This window comes from Alteromonas sp. HB246098 (assembly GCF_054890645.1).
The window spans coordinates 313,687-330,612 of record NZ_JBTZUG010000001.1; the positions used below are offsets into that span (position 1 = coordinate 313,687).

Annotated in this window: 16 protein-coding genes; 8 read left to right on the forward strand and 8 right to left on the reverse strand. The window is 44.1% G+C overall.

What is annotated here, in order from left to right:
• Positions 1–119: 119 nt before the first annotated feature.
• Positions 120–512, forward strand: coding sequence for a DUF3718 domain-containing protein (locus ACYTPF_RS01355; protein WP_179983212.1), 393 nt, complete (start codon positions 120–122; stop codon positions 510–512).
• 151 nt (positions 513–663) lie between these two features.
• Here the strand turns inward: ACYTPF_RS01355 and ACYTPF_RS01360 are convergent, their stop codons facing one another.
• Together ACYTPF_RS01360 and ACYTPF_RS01365 are read right to left on the reverse strand one after the other, a co-directional pair.
• Positions 664–2,181 (reverse strand): mannitol dehydrogenase family protein, encoded by a 1,518-nt coding sequence (locus ACYTPF_RS01360; protein WP_461850927.1) that lies wholly within the window; start codon positions 2,179–2,181, stop codon positions 664–666.
• 10 nt (positions 2,182–2,191) lie between these two features.
• Positions 2,192–3,907 (reverse strand): purine-cytosine permease family protein, encoded by a 1,716-nt coding sequence (locus tag ACYTPF_RS01365; RefSeq protein ID WP_179983210.1) that lies wholly within the window; start codon positions 3,905–3,907, stop codon positions 2,192–2,194.
• A gap of 458 nt (positions 3,908–4,365) precedes the next feature.
• Here ACYTPF_RS01365 and ACYTPF_RS01370 point away from each other — a divergent pair, with 458 nt between their 5' ends.
• The 4 genes from ACYTPF_RS01370 to ACYTPF_RS01385 all read left to right on the forward strand — a co-directional run bounded on the left by ACYTPF_RS01370 (position 4,366) and on the right by ACYTPF_RS01385 (position 7,474).
• Positions 4,366–5,061 (forward strand): HAD family hydrolase, encoded by a 696-nt coding sequence (locus ACYTPF_RS01370; protein ID WP_461850928.1) that lies wholly within the window; start codon positions 4,366–4,368, stop codon positions 5,059–5,061.
• Positions 5,054–6,010 carry a sugar-binding transcriptional regulator gene (locus ACYTPF_RS01375; protein WP_461850929.1) on the forward strand — a complete coding sequence of 319 codons (957 nt, stop codon included), beginning with the start codon at positions 5,054–5,056 and terminating at the stop codon, positions 6,008–6,010. Before ACYTPF_RS01370 ends, ACYTPF_RS01375 begins: the two co-directional genes overlap by 8 nt.
• Positions 6,011–6,365: 355 nt before the next feature.
• Positions 6,366–6,764 (forward strand): DUF3718 domain-containing protein, encoded by a 399-nt coding sequence (locus ACYTPF_RS01380; RefSeq protein ID WP_461850930.1) that lies wholly within the window; start codon positions 6,366–6,368, stop codon positions 6,762–6,764.
• A 311-nt stretch (positions 6,765–7,075) separates the two neighbouring features.
• On the forward strand, positions 7,076–7,474 hold the full coding sequence (locus ACYTPF_RS01385; RefSeq protein ID WP_461850931.1) for a DUF3718 domain-containing protein: 399 nt from the start codon (positions 7,076–7,078) through the stop codon (positions 7,472–7,474).
• A gap of 459 nt (positions 7,475–7,933) precedes the next feature.
• On the opposite strand, the gene ACYTPF_RS01390 is transcribed toward ACYTPF_RS01385, so the two are convergent.
• From ACYTPF_RS01390 to ACYTPF_RS01400, 3 genes are all read right to left on the reverse strand, one after another.
• The gene (locus ACYTPF_RS01390; RefSeq protein ID WP_179983206.1) at positions 7,934–9,733 is read right to left on the reverse strand and encodes an acyl-CoA dehydrogenase C-terminal domain-containing protein; all 1,800 of its coding nucleotides are present in this window, start codon (positions 9,731–9,733) and stop codon (positions 7,934–7,936) included.
• 9 nt (positions 9,734–9,742) lie between these two features.
• Positions 9,743–10,924, reverse strand: a complete 1,182-nt coding sequence (locus ACYTPF_RS01395) for an acetyl-CoA C-acyltransferase (protein ID WP_179983205.1) — start codon at positions 10,922–10,924, stop codon at positions 9,743–9,745.
• Between the two features lie 183 nt (positions 10,925–11,107).
• Complete coding sequence (locus ACYTPF_RS01400) at positions 11,108–13,231, reverse strand: 3-hydroxyacyl-CoA dehydrogenase NAD-binding domain-containing protein (protein WP_461850932.1); 2,124 nt, start codon at positions 13,229–13,231, stop codon at positions 11,108–11,110.
• Positions 13,232–13,475: 244 nt separating this feature from the next.
• On the opposite strand from ACYTPF_RS01400, the gene ACYTPF_RS01405 reads away from it, so the two are divergent.
• The 3 genes from ACYTPF_RS01405 (at position 13,476) to ACYTPF_RS01415 (ending at position 15,673) form a co-directional block, all read left to right on the forward strand.
• Positions 13,476–14,390, forward strand: coding sequence for a haloalkane dehalogenase (locus ACYTPF_RS01405; RefSeq protein ID WP_461850933.1), 915 nt, complete (start codon positions 13,476–13,478; stop codon positions 14,388–14,390).
• Between the two features lie 61 nt (positions 14,391–14,451).
• Positions 14,452–15,216 carry an SDR family NAD(P)-dependent oxidoreductase gene (locus ACYTPF_RS01410; RefSeq protein WP_461850934.1) on the forward strand — a complete coding sequence of 255 codons (765 nt, stop codon included), beginning with the start codon at positions 14,452–14,454 and terminating at the stop codon, positions 15,214–15,216.
• 175 nt (positions 15,217–15,391) lie between these two features.
• Positions 15,392–15,673 (forward strand): hypothetical protein, encoded by a 282-nt coding sequence (locus ACYTPF_RS01415; RefSeq protein ID WP_461850935.1) that lies wholly within the window; start codon positions 15,392–15,394, stop codon positions 15,671–15,673.
• A 17-nt stretch (positions 15,674–15,690) separates the two neighbouring features.
• On the opposite strand, the gene ACYTPF_RS01420 is transcribed toward ACYTPF_RS01415, so the two are convergent.
• The 3 genes from ACYTPF_RS01420 to ACYTPF_RS01430 form a co-directional block, all read right to left on the reverse strand.
• Positions 15,691–16,032 (reverse strand): CCC motif membrane protein, encoded by a 342-nt coding sequence (locus ACYTPF_RS01420; protein WP_461850936.1) that lies wholly within the window; start codon positions 16,030–16,032, stop codon positions 15,691–15,693.
• A gap of 77 nt (positions 16,033–16,109) precedes the next feature.
• The gene (locus tag ACYTPF_RS01425) at positions 16,110–16,475 is read right to left on the reverse strand and encodes a DUF4870 domain-containing protein (RefSeq protein WP_179983200.1); all 366 of its coding nucleotides are present in this window, start codon (positions 16,473–16,475) and stop codon (positions 16,110–16,112) included.
• Between the two features lie 13 nt (positions 16,476–16,488).
• Complete coding sequence (locus ACYTPF_RS01430) at positions 16,489–16,872, reverse strand: gamma-glutamylcyclotransferase family protein (protein WP_461850937.1); 384 nt, start codon at positions 16,870–16,872, stop codon at positions 16,489–16,491.
• Between the last annotated feature and the right edge of the window lie 54 nt (positions 16,873–16,926).

The following is a 16,926-nucleotide window of genomic DNA, read 5'->3' on the forward strand; positions in this document are numbered from 1 at the left end:
GCCCCCTTTTGATATAAAGATATATACAAAAGTATTAGCTAATGTATTTTTCTTAATTCAGCTTTATCGTTTAATCATCCCAACGAAAACAACTATTAAATTTACTTGAGGAATTAGCCATGTTGAAAATAGTTAAAGCTTCTCTTGTTATCGCTGGTACTTTCGGTGTGTCATCAGTAGCACACGCTGACGTTAGCGAGGCATTAGCAAATATATGCACCATTGTGCAGGCGGACGATAAAGGCGAATTAAGAAAGAAGATGCGCGCCGTTCAGTCTGACTATCGAATGAAACTAAAAGATTACTATTCGGGTGTTAGCTGCAGTGGTAACAGCCTTATCCGTACTGCGATGCTTAATAATGCTGTGGAAGCCGGAGAATTGTTGGTTAAAAAGATGCCGAAAAGCGACTTAAAAGCCCCCGAAGCAGACGGCAAAACCTTACAAGCTTGGGTTGCGGAGAACGGCTTGCAAGACAGCCCAATCGCAGCGGTGCTTCAAGAGCGACTGTAAGACAATTTCACGCCATGTGAACCAGTTCAACATGGTTGCAGAGAAATCTGCACTTTAAGAAGCGACCTCCGGGTCGCTTTTTTCTTTTTAATCTTAAAAAAAGGAGAGTTAATATTTACTCTCCCTTTGTTTATTTACGAGTAACTAATACTTAACTGGCCTTAGCCACCGCTAGTTTTTCTTCAGAAATTGCTTCGCTTATCGAAAGTACAGGCTCATTTTGATAAATTCGCTCAAGGAATGCCTTATATACATCAGCAAATTTTTCTTGCTGGGCAAGCTCACCAAATACTTCTTCTACCTTCAAGAAGCTTAACCTGTCCGTGTCGTTTTGCTGGGCAGCTTGATGAAGTGTATCAGACAATACATCGTTGATTTCTAGCGGCTTTCCGTCTTGAGACGTGTGTTTATCAGAATAATACGACCAACACGCAACGACGAAGGCACTAATACTTACATCGCGACCAGCTACTACGTTGTCGCGTACCGTAGGCAACAAGAATACTGGCAGTTTGGCTGAACTTTCTAAGCAAATACGTGCCAAGGTATCCTTGATAAACGGATTTGAAAAGCGAGAGATTAACGTGTCGCGATAATCAAATACATCAATGCCTTCAACCTGGTCTAGGGTTGGCATCACCTCTTTTTCCATAAAGATAGACAATAGCTGCTTTAACTGCGCAGCTTCTACACTCTCATGGATAGTATCAAGACCGGCAACTGAACCCACTAGTCCTAGTACTGAATGCCCGGCGTTTAGCATGCGTAGCTTCAACTTTTCATAAGGGGCTACATCGCTAACGAACTGTGCGCCCACTTCGTCAAACTGTGGCTTAGTGTTGCAAAAATCATCTTCAATTACCCACTGATCGAAAGGCTCACATACTACCGGCCAGCTATCTTCAATACCCTGCGCTTTTAACGAAACAATATCTTCGTTTGTCGTAGCAGGCGTAATTCTGTCCACCATAGAGTTAGGGAAGCTAACATTCTCGTTAACCCATTGGGCTAACGCTTGGTCGAATAGTTCGATGTAAGCTAGCAACATTTTTTTCAGCACATGACCGTTGTGCTGAATGTTGTCGCACGACATAACAGTAAATGGCTGAACATTGTTTTCTTTACGCTTTTTAATAGCAGCAACCAAATAACCAAACACTAGTTTTGGATTTTTGGGGTTTTCAATGTCATGTATAACGTCTGGGTTAGTGGTAATAAACTCCCCTGTAGACGCATCAAAGTTATAACCACCTTCTGTGATAGTTAAAGAAACAATGCGCACTTCAGGCTCAGACATTTTATCAATGACAGCTTGAGGGTTATCCGTTGCCATCATAAACCCTGTCATTGCACCTATAACTGACGCAACGCGTGAGCCGTCATTATGTTTTTCAACTAAGGTGTACAAGTTATCTTGCTCATCGAACACTTTTTTCATTGCGCGGTCGTTCTCGCGAAGACCCACGCCACAAATGCCCCAAGACAAATCGCCGGTTTTTGCCATCAGCCTGTCTACGTACATAGCTTCATGTGCACGATGAAAGCCGCCTACCCCAATGTGAACGATACCTGTTTGAACATTCTCCACATCGTAGGCTGGGCGCTGAATACCTGCCGGCAACGACGGTAAATTAGCTTTGTTTAATAAAATAGACGTTTGAGATTGCATAAAAACCTTATTAGCTTTGAAGCGCTTTTTGGCGACGCATCGCCCAATACGCAGTAACGAAATAGATAACGGTGCACGCGAACCCAATATTGAAAAATAGATCTCGGTTCGATTCGTACACGGCAAGCGTGTCACTAAGAGAAAAAGTTTTAATTGCTAGCGCGATGGACACAAGTAGGCTAGCTACAGAAGTAAGGCGCAATAGCTTGGTTACAGCGCTAATATCTTCAACGTGGTCGTTTTCTAACGCAGCTTCTTGTTGTTGATGCGCTTCAACGCGTGCATCGAAAGCCTCTACTTGCGCTTCCTGCTCTGGGTATGACTGTTTTGCGCCGTACTTGGCTGCAAGCGCAGTATATACCGCAATAGTAAAGAACCAGGTTGGTATAAACAGGTAATAGAATGAAATTACATCTAAAGCATTTAAACCAAAGCCGAACACAAGTCCTAAGCCCCAGCTTGCAACAGCTGGCGTGCTATGAGTAAGACTTTGATAATGTGCCCAGTAGCGTGTATACCCAATTCGAGGGAAAATCATATGCTCAGCGAATACTATTGCACCCACTGGAACAACAAGTAGCCCAGCATAAGTTAGCAGCGGTAGTAACTTGGTAAATACAAATGGGAAGCAAGCAATGGCCACCGTGACCATACCAACAACGGCAGTGGTTTTGGTACGTGACTTATCTTTGAAAATAGCTTGTGCAGCAAGCCCGGCACGATAAAGGTTAGCATTTGCGGTAGTCCAACCTGCAACGATAACAATAACAAGACCTGATAGACCTAGCGCGTGGAAAGCAACATCGCCAGGGTCGAGTTCAACAATAGATTTTTGAACGATAACCGCGGTTCCAGCGCCCATAATACCCGCTGAAATCCATGCGATATAATGACCGAACAACATACCTGCTGATGTGCAAAGGCCGTAGCGCTTACGCTTTGCAAATCGAAGTAGCGCCATATCAATAAGACCAAAATGCGTAATGGTATTCGCTGCCCAAGAGAAGCCAATAACTTCTAATAAACCAATCCCTGGCTCACCGCTTTGTGTTAACCCCGTCCACACCGACGTACTGCCAATGTGCATAAAGTCGTTCCACGATGTTAGAAACGTTTGCCCTATTACAGATTCTGCTAGTGCAGGCATAAGAATAAGTGGACCACAGATGAACATAGTGAACAGCCAAGGTGCACAAATACGGGAGAAGTCAGATACGGCGTTAAACCCGTACATGGCTACAAACACAACGATAACCCCTACTGCTAGCACTACAGCAACAAAGGCTAAGTTAGTCGGATACCAATTCAACTGCGCAGGAATATTTAATGCAAAGCGCACAGCCGTTGCCGATACTGTGATCATCGCAGCAGATATTACAGTGAATATGATCACATTCGCCCAGTTATAGAGCTTTGTCATCGAATCGCCCGCGATCTTCTGAAGATAGGAGTACAAGCTTAGACGGGTTTCAACAGCTATAGGTGTAGTGATAAGTGTCCAGCTTAAAACCGCCAGTAGGTTACCAATAAGTAAGCCTAACAAAATGTCGGTCATGGTGGCGCCTAGGGCGACAAACGTTGCACCGAAAACAAATTCTGTTGCGGCAACATGTTCACCGGCATACAAGCCCATGAAATGCTTCCATCCCTTTAATTTATGTTTAGCGACAGGAAGTTGCTCATCGCTTACCTGTGAAATATCAATATCGCTCGACGTTGACTTCATCTTCAAATCTCTTGTTGTAGGTGGCCGTCCCTTATTAAAAATCACTTTTGAGCATTCGCTCACTATATGGGACATATCTCATTTCGGTAGATATTTGCACATGGAAGTGGAATTGTAAATACCTATTAACAAAACAAAGTGCGATGTGAGTACAAATTTAACACAATATTATTTGCTATTTTTTCGCCAATATAGCGCTATTAAGACGCTAATCCTTTGAACTTACGGGATATTGGCTAAGCAGCAATTGTTAATAAATTGGATATTAAAGATACGCTTTCGATATGCTCTTTACTAAAGTGTTTTAAAAGGTAGAAAGCAAAGCACCAATTACTTTACACTTAGGCAATTGTACACGCCGTTTTATTATGTCATTACCAACTTGATGGTATGTTCTTTTCCTTTTGGTAGTGGAGTCTTCGTATAACTGGTGTTTTTAATATGAGGAAAAGTAACCTTTGCAAACAACCACCGTAAAGTTAGTGATCTTTGATTGTGACGGTGTACTCATTGATAGCGAAGTGCTGTCTATGGAAGCTTGGCAGGAAATTCTAGCGGACTATAACATTTCTTTATCGAAGCAGTTCTTTATCACTCACTTTCTTGGTAAAAGCGTAGAACACGTAGAGAAGATACTAAAAACGGACTTTTGCTTTGAGTTAACTGACGTGGTTAAAGAGGACTTTCACGCTCTGCTCTATGAAAAGTTTGAGCACTCATTGCGAAGGACACCAGGCATCAAGAACGTATTAACAAACCTTGATGCCCGCCACATTCCCTATTGTGTTGCCACAAGCAGTTCTCCCGAAAGAACGACTAAAGCGTTAAAAAGCACCGGCCTTTTCTCTTATTTTGAGGGACGTATTTTCACGCGCTCTATGGTAGAGAAAGGTAAACCAGCACCAGATTTGTTTTTACATGCTGCGGCAACGATGGGTATAAAACCTGAAAACTGCTTAGTTATTGAAGACTCTCAGCCCGGTTTAGCCGCAGCAGTAGCCGCCAAGATGTCCTGCCTTCATTTTACCGGTGGTGCACATTTACATAACGATATAAAAGCTGATATTCCAAATGACAGCAAATCTCTCAATTCATGGGACGAAATTCATTCTCTTCTCCCTGACATTTTCGACGCGAGAAAAATAAATGAGTAAGAAAGCACAAAACGAACTTAACAAACTAGACGAAGCCGCAAGAGCAGGATGGATGTATTACGTTGGGGGCAAAACACAAGATGAAATTGCAAAAACCCTTAACACGTCACGCCAGAGCGCTCAGCGCCTTGTGGCGTTATCTATGTCAGAAGGCTTGGTGAAGGTGCGTTTGGAACATCCCATAGCCAGATGCATGGAGTTGGCGCAAGGCATTAAAGAAAAGTTCGGGCTGTCATTTTGCGAAGTGGTACCCAACGTCGACGACGATCCTAATTCCACACAGGGACTCGGCCAAGCAGGCGCTGCCGCCATAGAGCGAGCCCTTAAATTTGATACGCCACAAACTATTGCTTTTGGCACAGGGCGCGTTCTTCGAGCATGTGCAGATGAACTATCTATTCTTCATTGTCCCCAGCATAAAATAGTGTCGTTAGTAGGTAATATTGCAGATAACGGCGAAGCAACACGATATGATGTTGCCGTTCACGTTGCAGATAGAGTAAAAGCGCAGCATTACCCCATGCCCACACCAGTTATAGCCTCAAGTAAGTCAGAACGCGAAGTGTGGCAGCAACAACAGCATATTTCACGCATTCACGCGCTTGCTGAGCAGGCGGATATTAGTTTCGTCGGTATCGGAAATTTAGGTAGCGTGTCACCGCTTTACAAAGACGGCTTTATCGGCGATGACGAATTAGGCGTATTGTCTGACTCTGGCGCATGTGGCGAAATAATAAGTTGGGTCTTTAATGAAGAAGGTGCACTCATAAAATGCGATATTAATGAAAGAGTGACGAGCTTTAAATTGAAAGCTACGCCAGAAAAGCCTGTTATTGGCGTGGCGGCGGGCGATAGTAAATTTAAAGCTATTAGGGGCGCACTTCGCTCTAAATTTTTAAATGGCCTTATCACAACGGAGCGAACAGCATCAGCATTACTCGAAATTTAACACTACCTCTCACCGAGTAAACAAACAAATTTGATGTACTATTAGTGCCAACCTACTAAGACTAACTGTACGCTAATTCGCTTTTCGACATAGTTAAAATGCAAAAAACGGCATCAAACGCTGTTTTTTTGCACTTTATTTTGTGCTTTAACAATTGATACTCAAAATCCCTCTATCTCGCCAACGCCTTTAATACTAAAGGCTATAGCGCTCCCCTACCCACTTACACCTTTAGTATAAGGTATTTGCCGACATACTTAGTTATTTCAGTGAGTATTTTTTAAACGCTTTGGTTGTCTTTTAATTAATCCCGAACAAACCAACCGATTAATAAAACAAACGAAGGAATTTAACCATGTTGAAAATCGTTAAAACCTCTCTAGTAATTGCAGCCTCTACTCTAGCTTTTTCTAACACAGCTCATGCTGACGATGTAAACGAGGCTTTGGCAAATATCTGTACTATTGTACAAGCTGACGATAAGAGCGAACTGCGTAAAAAAATGCGTCGCGTTCAGTCTGACTTCAAATTGAAACTACGCGATTATTACGCAGGTGTTTCTTGCGGTGGACAAAGCCTTATCCGAACAGCACTTACTAGTAACGCTGTGGAAGTAGGCACATTGCTTGTGAAAAAGATGCCTAGCAAAGACCTAACGCAGCCAGAGTCTGACGGTAAAACCTTACAAGCGTGGATTGCAGAACAAGGCTTACAAAGCTCGCCAATTTCGGCGGAGCTTAACGACAGAATTTAGATACCATTTTCACAACGCCATGTGAACCAATTCAACATGGTAGCAGCACATGCTGCGCTTAAGGCCCCACTGCTACGGGGCCTTTTTTATTGCTTTTTACTCCAAAGCTTATTCTTTGATGTTTATTGCGAATGCTTTGGTAGCAAAAACGTCGACCGAGATAAGTAGCGAAGGAGCAAGCGTATATTTGAAAGGTATACTTTGGTATACCCTGTTATTTTACAATATGTTTTTCAGCAACTTAGATTCAGGTTTAATACATCTCAACGAACAAACATAATCTTAATAACAACAAACGAAGGAATTTAACCATGTTGAAAATCGTTAAAACTTCTCTAGTAATTACGGCATCTACTTTAGCTTTTTCTAACGCAGCTCAGGCTAATGACATCAACGAAGCACTTGCGAACATCTGTACTATTGTTCAGGCAGATGACAAGGGTGAACTTCGTAAAAAAATGCGTAGCGTTCAGTCAGACTACAAACTTAAACTTCGCGACTACTACTCGGGTATTTCATGCAATGGTCAAAGCCTTATTCGCACAGCGATCACAAACAATGCAGTTGAAGTAGGTACTCTGCTTGTAAAGAAAATGCCGAGTAAAGACTTAGCTCAGCCAGAGTCAGACGGCAAAACGCTACAAGCTTGGATTGCAGAGCAAGGTCTACAAAGCTCACCTATTTCAGCTGAACTTGACGGCAGAATTTAATACAACAAATTAATCACACCATGTGATACAGCAGTTCAACATGGTAGCGGCAGGACGCCGCACTGGAGGCCCCTTTTAGGGGCCTCACCCCTTTCTAAGCCTCTATAAAAGCGATCACTTCTTTTTGTAACCATTCAGGCTTTGCCCCGTGTAACCAATGCGACGCGCTGGAACTAAACCACGTTGTAATGAGCGGTACATGGTGTTCATTTCTATCTCACACACTTATATCAAACGCATCATCCTGCTCTCCCCATAATAATAGCGTTGGGCAATGATCAACCTTTGAGTATTGAGAGAAAACCAATGTGCTCTCTTTCTCTAAGTTACTTTAAAAAACAAAAAGGCCGAGTGAAAGAACATAGCCAATGATTAATGGTTCGATCATTTTGCCGGCTACGTTATTTTCTCGGCCTTTAGTACGTTTTATATTAGCGCACTTTTTTCAACTTTATGTGGTTACTCTATGGCAAACATACTCTCTGGCATAGACATTAGGTTGTCAGCGCCTGACTGCATTGCAGAAACCAGTGAGCGAGTGCGTGTCAACAAGCGGTCAAAATAGAACCCTGTTGTTAGGATCTTGCTTTTGTAGAACTCAGTTTCTGTACTACCCGCATCAAGTTGCTCTTGCGCTTTCACCGCCATTTTAAGCCAGAAGTAAGCCACGGTTACGTAGCCCGAGTACATTAGGTAGTCAACAGATGCTGCACCAATCTCATCAGGGTTTGACGCCGCAGCTTTACCAATATCCATGGTAATTTGTTGCCACTCATCAAGGTGAGAGTTCAGAGCATTCGTCCAAGCGCTAAACTGCGCGTTGTCGCGAAGTGAGTTACAGTAGTCGCGTACTTCTTGTACAAATACATTAAGCAGCTCACCGTTAGACCCCATCACTTTACGTCCCAGCAGGTCTACTGCTTGAATACCAGTGGTCCCTTCGTACATGGTGCAAATGCGTGTATCCCGCGCCAGCTGCTCCATACCCCATTCTTTAATAAAGCCATGACCGCCGTAAACCTGCATGCCATAGCTAGTTGCTTCTTGAGCCGTTTCGGTCAAAAACGCTTTAACAATAGGCGTTAAGAAAGCAAGTTTAGCTTCTGCGACCTGCTTTTCTGCTGCATCATCGCCGTAGAGCGTGACATCAACCATTTGCATGCAGTACGCCGCTAACGCTCGGTTGCCTTCAGCAAACGCTTTTTGTGTTAGTAGCATACGGCGCACATCAGGGTGCACAATTATTGGGTCAGCAGGGCCATCAGGGTTTTTACGCCCCGTTAATGAGCGAAACTGAATGCGGTCTTTCGCGTAGCGCAATGCACCTTGGAAAGAAGCTTCAGATGCAGCAAGACCTTCTAGTCCAGTACCAATACGCGCGGTATTCATGAAGGTGAACATGCAGTTTAGGCCACGGTTAGGTGGGCCAATTAAGAAGCCCTTAGCACCATCAAAGTTGATAACACAGGTAGCACTAGCTTTAATACCCATCTTATGTTCAATACTGCCACAGGCTACCGCGTTTCGGTCTTGCTTTTCACCATCTTCAGATACGTTAAATTTTGGTACAACAAACAGCGAAATACCTTTTGTACCCTCTGGCGCATCAGGTAAGCGCGCCAACACAATGTGTACGATATTCTCAGACATATCGTGCTCACCGGCAGAGATAAAGATTTTCGTGCCTGTTAAGCTGTAGCTGCCATCTTCTTGAGGTTCGGCACGGCATTTAAGCATACCTAAGTCTGAGCCACAGTGTGCTTCAGTTAGGCACATTGTGCCTGTCCACTCACCGCTAACCAGTTTTTCAAGAAACATTTTTTGCTGAAGTTCTGTGCCGTGAGCTTTTAGCGTTTCCATACAGCCCTGACTTAGGCCTGGGTACATAGCCCACGAGTGGTTAGCACCAGAGAACCACTCAGCGATAATAGAAGACAACGAATAAGGTAGCGCTTGACCACCGAACTCTTCTGGGTGAGACATACTTGGCCAACCACCCTCAACGTAGGTCTGGTAAGCTTCTTTAAACCCTTTTGGCGTTGTTACTTCACCGTCAACCCACTTACACCCTTCTTCATCGCCTGATGCATTAATTGGTGCAAGGGTGTTTTCAGAAAACTTGGCTGCTTCAGCAAAAATTGCAGACACTAAGTCTTCAGACGCTTCATCGAAACCCAGCTTTTGATAGTGATTTTGATAATCTAGCAACTCATGCGTTACAAACATGGCGTCACGTTGTGGAGCTTTATAACCTTCCATACCCAATACCTATATAACTTCAAATAGACCAGCGGCGCCCATGCCGCCACCGATACACATGGTGCAAACAACATATTTCGCACCGCGTCGTTTACCTTCGATGAGTGCGTGACCCACCATGCGAGCACCGCTCATGCCGTACGGGTGACCAATAGAAATGGCACCACCGTTAACATTTAATAATTCGTCTGGAATGCCTAACTTATCGCGACAATACAGAACCTGTACTGCAAACGCTTCGTTAAGCTCCCATAGACCGATATCGTCCATGGTTAATCCATGCTGCTTTAATAGCTTAGGAATGGCGAATACTGGGCCAATTCCCATTTCATCTGGCTCACAGCCTGCCACGGCAATGCCTCTATAAATACCAAGAGGCTGGGCATTGCCTTTTGCTGCCGACTGTTCATCCATAATTACTGTTGCGCTTGCGCCATCAGAGAGCTGACTTGCGTTACCTGCAGTAATACAACCGCCTTCAATAACAGGGTTTAGCGATTTAAGCCCTTCTAACGTTGTTTCTGGGCGATTGCCTTCGTCTTTTGACAAGGTCACTTCTCGCTCAGAGGTTTCGCCTGTTTCTTTATTGAATACCGCTTGAACTGCAGTGATAGGAACAATTTCGTCGTCAAATTTACCTGCTTCTTGGGCTGCCGCGGTGCGCATTTGACTTTGATAACCGTACTCATCTTGTACATCTCTGCTGATGTTGTAGCGCTTACCCACTACTTCAGCGGTTTGCAACATAGGCATGTAAATGTCTTTGTGTTTGGCAACAAGTGCAGGGTCTACGGCGCGGAACATATTCATGTTCTTATTTTGCACAAGTGAAATTGAGTCTAGGCCACCTGCAACCATAATATTGGTGTCGCCAGTACGAATTGAGTTCGCAGCAGTAGCAATTGCATACATACCAGAGCTACATTGTCGGTCTAGCGTCATGCCAGCTACCGTCACGGGCAATCCACCAGCAAGACCAGCTAAGCGACCTATATTCATGCCGCCGCTGCCCTGAGTAAGTGCCGCGCCCATCACTACATCGTCTACGCTGGCAGGGTCGATACCTGCGCGTTCTACGGCATTTTGAATGGCATGACCACCTAATGAAGGGGCTGGTAAATTGTTTAGCGCACCTTTATAGGCGCGGCCTATTGGCGTACGTGCTGTACTTACAATAACTGCATCGCGCATTGTATTGTTCCTTTCAGTTGGGCTGAATGTTCAGCCTGAATTTCGCTAGCGCTTTTTATCTAAGACCAATTTCTCAGAATCAGTTCTTAGAATCGGCTCTTAGAGCAGGCGCTTTGCTTTACTTAAAATTTTCTTCGACGGCGTAAACACTCAATGTTTGCGCCGCCGACTTGTTACCTATGCCTACTTAGGTTGGTAACTTTTAAACGTGCCGCCTTCCTGCGCCAACTTAACAAGTAAGTCACTCGGCTCAAGCCACATTTTTCCGTACTCACCAAGTTGGTCGCGATAAGTCGTTAGCTTATCTAAAATAGTGCCAAGCCCTACTTCGTCTGCATACTGCATAGGACCACCGCGATATACTGGGAAGCCATAGCCGTAAACATAAATCACGTCAATATCACTAGATTTAGCCGCTATACCCTCTTCCAAGATGGCGGCACCTTCGTTTATTAATGAATACATAACACGAACTAGAATTTCTTCATCGCTAATATCTGAGCGCTGGACCACGCCTAAACGTTCAGCTTCGTGCTTAGCAATGTCCAATACCTCAGGGTCTGGGATGGGTACCCGACTGCCGGGCTCATAGTTGTAGGCACCACGACCCGTTTTTAGACCGTTGCGCCCCATTTCAACGAGGCGATCTGCTACAGCGCCATACGCAGGGTCGTGAGAAATGTGCTCTTGGCGAGACTGGCGCACATAATAACCAATATCTAAGCCTGCCATATCTCCCATGGTGAACGGGCCCATTGGCATGCCAAACTCGGTAAGCACGCGGTCGACTTGCTCAGGCGTTGCCCCTTCAAGTAATAATCGGTTCGCTTCCCGGCCGTATGGTTCAATCATACGATTGCCTACAAATCCGAAGCATACACCTACTAAAACAGCAACCTTCCTGATTTTCTTAGCCATCTTCATACAAGTTTTAATAACTTCAGCAGACGTCTTCTCAGCTTTAACCACTTCGAGTAGCTTCATTACATTGGCTGGCGAGAAGAAGTGAAGCCCAATGACATCTTCAGGGCGAGAGGTGGCTGTCGCGATTTCGTCAATATCGAGAGTAGATGTGTTAGAGGCGAGTATAGCCCCTGGCTTGCACACTTTATCAAGGGTTGAGAATACCGTTTTCTTTACTTCCATCTTTTCAAAAACGGCTTCGATTACCAGGTCAACATCAGCTAGATCGTCGTAAGACGTTGTACCAGAAAGAAGCGCCATTCGACTTTCTACTTGTTCTTGGGTCAACTTACCTTTTTTGGCTGAATTTTCGTAATTCTTACGGATAAGGGCCAGACCTTTCTCTAGTGCTTCTTCTTTAAGCTCTAGCATAGTGACTGGAATACCCGCGTTGGCAAAGTTCATAGCAATGCCACCGCCCATAGTGCCAGCACCGATAATGGCGACTTTTTCAATGCTGCGCTCTGGGGTGTTTTTATCAAAATCACTTACGTGACCAGCTGCACGCTCAGCGAAGAAGAAATGCTGTTGAGCTCGCGCCTGTGGCGTGTTCATACATTCCATGAACAACTTGCCTTCATTTTTAAGACCGTCTTCAAACGCTAGGGTGTATGCGCCGCGTACAGCTTCAATACATTTTAATGGCGCGAAGAAGCCGCGAGCCGCTTTTTTAGTTTGTGCGGTAACTGCATCGAACACCGCTTGCGTCTCATCTGACATAGTCAACGTAATGTCACTGGTACGCTTTATGGCTTTATCAGGTGTTAAGCCTTGTAAATACGCTTTGGTATCTTCAAGTAAATGCTCAGGCTTATCAGAAATCTTGTCGAATACACCGGGTAATTTAACGACAGAAGTTGGTTTACCTGTGACAATCATTTGCAGTGAGGTTTGCGCGTCAGCTAGGCGTGGCAAACGCTGTGTACCACCGGCACCGGGAAGAATGCCAAGGTTAACTTCTGGCAGACCGACCTTGTTGTCGGCAAAAGTAATACGGTGGTGACACGCCAGTGCCACCTCAAGACCACCACCAAACGCTGGCCCTGGAAGCACAGCGATTACCGGTTTAGATGCATTCTCTATTTTGTCTAACACTTCAGGCAACATGGGAGATAGATCGCCGCCAGAGAATTCACTGATATCAGCGCCACCCGAAAAAATAGGGAGAGAAGAAGTAATAACAATTGCACTGACACTGTCGTCATTAAGTGCGCTATCTATACCTTCGATTAGCCCTACTCTAATAGCACGGGATAGTGCATTTACCGGCGCGCTCTGCATTGTCAGTGTAGCAACGCTTTGTTGTACTGCATATTCTACGGCTTTATTTTCCATCTCAGTCATCACCATGTCCTGTTTATCACGTTAACTGGATGTTATTGCAGTGTTGTTAATCATCCAAGTTTATTGGTGTTATAGACATTTATCATAATTTTTAATAATGACCGCTACCCCTTTTATAAGCTCACCTTCCCGTGAAGCCCTTGACATAGCTTACTTAAGCTTTAATTGACAGCTTCACTTCCCAATGCTTTTGTTAACAGCGACAGATCGATAATTACATTTAATTTACAAGGGATGTTTATCTATGCAGGTTCGTAAAACGCCAGAAAGTGCTTTTGACAATATTAATGATTTTCCTTACCCCCCTAAGATTGCAGAAGTTACTGATACTATCAGTAGTGTGATTTCGATGGCGTACTATCAGTGCGGCCCTCAAGATGGACATACAATTCTGTTAATGCATGGCGAACCTACATGGGCCTATCTTTATCGTAAAATGATGCCACTGCTAGCTGACGCAGGGTTTAATGTGATAGCACCGGATTTAATTGGTTTTGGACGTTCTGACAAGCCCGTAAGAAAAGAAGACTATTCCTACGCACGCCATGTGATATGGACAAAAGACTGGTTTACACAGGTCACCAAAGGCCCGGTGACCTTATTTTGCCAAGATTGGGGGGGACTGTTAGGGCTGCGACTCGTTGCTGATATGCCAGAACGCTTTTCCGGCGTAATGGTGTCTAACAGCGGACTCCCGACCGGTGACCACTCACCGAGCGAGGCCTTTATCAAATGGCGCCGCTTTTCGCAAGACGTACCGGTTTTCCCAACCTCAAGTATTATACAAAATGCAACGACAACCGAATTAAACCCAGCGACACTTGCTGCCTACGATGCCCCTTTCCCTGATGAGAGTTATAAGGCTGGAGCGCGCATGTTCCCCCTACTTGTTCCTACAAGCTCAGACAATGCAGAGGCGCAGGCGAACAGAGATGCTTGGGAAAAACTTAAGCACTACGAGAAACCTTTTGTTACCGCTTTTGGTGATAGTGACCCCGTTACTAAAGGTGGCGATAAGATATTTCAAAAGCTGGTGCCGGGCTGTAAAGGCATGCCCCATACCACAGTGAAAAACGCCGGGCACTTTATTCAAGAAGATAAAGGCGAAGAGCTAGCTAATCTACTTATTCAGTTTATTAAACAAACACAGCTTAAATAGTTTCAACGACAAACTATAAACAGACTTAACTTCCATAAACATTAGACACTAGGAGTTTACCATGGACGCTCTACTCGACTTTACCGGGCAAGTTGTATTGATTACAGGTGCGGGCAGCGGTTTTGGCCGTTTATTATCTTTAGGACTTGCTAACAGAGGCGCGAAACTAGTACTTTCTGATATTAACCAAACCGCCCTTGAAGAAACACAGAACGATGTAAAAGCGCTCACAGATGTGGTGGTGCTAGCAGGCAACATAGCAAGTGAATCACTCAATAAAGCATTAGTTGAAAAAGCTATGGAAACCTTCGGTAGACTAGATATCGCCGTAAATAATGCTGGCATTGCACACAATCCAGCGCCTGTGCACCAGATGACTGAAGAGATTATAGATTCACAGTTTGCTGTAAACGTGAAGGGGGTGATGTTTGGAATGAAATTTCAAATTCCGGTAATGCTCGCACAAAAGCAGGGCCACGTTCTCAATGTTAGCTCACTAGCGGGGTTAGGCGGCGCGCCTAAAGGCGGTGCCTACGCTGCGGCAAAACACGCAGTGTCGGGAATAACCCGTACAGCAGCTGTGGAATATGGCCGTAAAAATGTTCGCGTTAATGCCATATGCCCCTTTTATAGCCCAACTAATATTTTAAACGTGGATGGTTACAATACCCCGGAGGCAAGGGAACAGCTTGGCATGGGCAGCCCAATGAAACGTTTGGGCGAGCCGCAAGAAATCGTAAACACAATGATGCTAATGTTGTCACCAGGCAATAGCTATATGAATGGGCAAACAATAGCCGTAGACGGCGGTGTAACCGCATGGTGATAACAAAATAGCTAATCAATGTCTTAGCCCTGAGTATAAGAAACTATACCTTGGTATAACACAGTGCCTTTAGGTTTTTCTCTACTTCAGATGTAATGAAGGGGAACAAACAAAGTCGATTAAGGAGGCGAGTGCAACCGCCTCCAAGATCTTTTCTTAGTGTGAAAGAGAAAATGTGATGAAAAACCTAACTAAAAACATTTCTTCTACTTTGGGGCTACTTGTCGTAATAAGCGCTTCAAATTTCAGCATCGCACAAGAAACGACGCCTTCAATATCAGCTCTTAAGGTAACGAACGCTTCTCAGAGTTATAAGAAAATTCGCCAAAGCAAATCGCTAGCGCTAAACACCTTTAAACGTAGTGATATTTTGCCGTTGCCAACTTCCGCCAAAAAGAAAGGTCAATATCTAGTCCACGACGCTTTACCTAGCGGTAGCTTCAACGGCAAGCAATAAACTTCAATAACTAGTCATTAACGGCTATGCTTCTCGAGCCCTTCATTCCACCTGCGAACGAATTCATCAGACCATGCGTCCCAGCCAATGGTAGTCAGAGTCCAAATTGTGACACCTAAAATAGCAACGTTTAATACTAAACCTATGTAAGCAATAATTTTCCCTTTAGTAAGCGTCGATGAGTTTGCATATTGCTCGTAAGGAAGGGATAGGCTTTTCTTAGCGTTGCGAGCCCAAAATAGTGACAGCAAAGAGAACACAATCGCAAACCCACCAAAGATAAATAAGGTACAGCTCAGTACCGCAGACCAATAAACAGTACCAGCGCCAGAAATTTTATTATCTGTTTGATTTTGCATTGTGCTTCTCTTCCTTGATGAATAATTAGATGTTCAGCCTATTAATTGTTTAAATTACAGACAACTCACCGTTATTGCTAGCGTTTAATAAACTGAAAGCTTAGTGGATAAACCCACAGCTCGCCTTTATTAGCTTTTACCGCTGCTATTATCGCGAAAATGATGTTCATCAAACCAAGTACGACAAACCCTAGGGCGCCGATAATGATAAAAGTAAGAATAAAACAAATAACCGAATAAACGAGCAGGCTCAGCAACCAATTAGCTGTTACTCGACCGTGCTGATTAATATCTTCATTTTGATCTTTATGCGCTATCCAAAGCACAATTGGCAAAACAATGCCTAAGCCAGGTATGACAAAGCTAGATAATTGAGACACGTGTATAAGTGTGCAATAGCTACGGGCGTTAAGCCCCCAATAAACCGGTTCTTCCGTTGACATAAATTTTTCCTTATTAGTTAGTTGGTTTTATTTGATAAATATAAGCGTCTATTGTTTCGCCGCAGTCTAGCTTAACTGGAACAATTACTCTTTCATATTGCTCACCTTCAAAATCATCTAGCATGGGCCAATTGTCGCCGAGTTGGCCAGATTCAAGCACCATTCCTTTTACTAGCTGTTTGGGCACTGAAGAGTCGGAGATGATAATACCTGGAAAACCCATTGCTGCGCCCCACCCTTGTTCAACAAGATGGCCTTTTACTGTGCCAGGTAACCACCGGCCTCTAATGTGAGAAACAATATGGTGGTTTGGACAATCGGGTGCAAGGCTGCCATAAATAAATAGCCTTTCTAAAGCTGGGTTAGTAACTTCAAAATCATCATTTTCGTACTTCATTAGGTTATTCACTTCATTGGAAACCGTTTGAGTTTAAAAGCTTATCGATTTCTT

Excerpts from the sequence above, each read along its gene's own strand:
- ACYTPF_RS01395 (WP_179983205.1), bottom strand. The coding sequence starts at position 10,924 with ATGCGCGATGCAGTTATTGTAAGTACAGCACGTACGCCAATAGGCCGC.
- ACYTPF_RS01430 (WP_461850937.1), bottom strand. The coding sequence starts at position 16,872 with ATGAAGTACGAAAATGATGATTTTGAAGTTACTAACCCAGCTTTAGAA.
- ACYTPF_RS01390 (WP_179983206.1), bottom strand. The coding sequence starts at position 9,733 with ATGGAAGGTTATAAAGCTCCACAACGTGACGCCATGTTTGTAACGCAT.
- ACYTPF_RS01365 (WP_179983210.1), bottom strand. The coding sequence starts at position 3,907 with ATGAAGTCAACGTCGAGCGATATTGATATTTCACAGGTAAGCGATGAG.
- ACYTPF_RS01385 (WP_461850931.1), top strand. The coding sequence starts at position 7,076 with ATGTTGAAAATCGTTAAAACTTCTCTAGTAATTACGGCATCTACTTTA.
- ACYTPF_RS01425 (WP_179983200.1), bottom strand. The coding sequence starts at position 16,475 with ATGTCAACGGAAGAACCGGTTTATTGGGGGCTTAACGCCCGTAGCTAT.
- ACYTPF_RS01360 (WP_461850927.1), bottom strand. The coding sequence starts at position 2,181 with ATGCAATCTCAAACGTCTATTTTATTAAACAAAGCTAATTTACCGTCG.
- ACYTPF_RS01380 (WP_461850930.1), top strand. The coding sequence starts at position 6,366 with ATGTTGAAAATCGTTAAAACCTCTCTAGTAATTGCAGCCTCTACTCTA.
- ACYTPF_RS01400 (WP_461850932.1), bottom strand. The coding sequence starts at position 13,231 with ATGACTGAGATGGAAAATAAAGCCGTAGAATATGCAGTACAACAAAGC.
- ACYTPF_RS01375 (WP_461850929.1), top strand. The coding sequence starts at position 5,054 with ATGAGTAAGAAAGCACAAAACGAACTTAACAAACTAGACGAAGCCGCA.
- ACYTPF_RS01405 (WP_461850933.1), top strand. The coding sequence starts at position 13,476 with ATGCAGGTTCGTAAAACGCCAGAAAGTGCTTTTGACAATATTAATGAT.
- ACYTPF_RS01410 (WP_461850934.1), top strand. The coding sequence starts at position 14,452 with ATGGACGCTCTACTCGACTTTACCGGGCAAGTTGTATTGATTACAGGT.
- ACYTPF_RS01355 (WP_179983212.1), top strand. The coding sequence starts at position 120 with ATGTTGAAAATAGTTAAAGCTTCTCTTGTTATCGCTGGTACTTTCGGT.
- ACYTPF_RS01420 (WP_461850936.1), bottom strand. The coding sequence starts at position 16,032 with ATGCAAAATCAAACAGATAATAAAATTTCTGGCGCTGGTACTGTTTAT.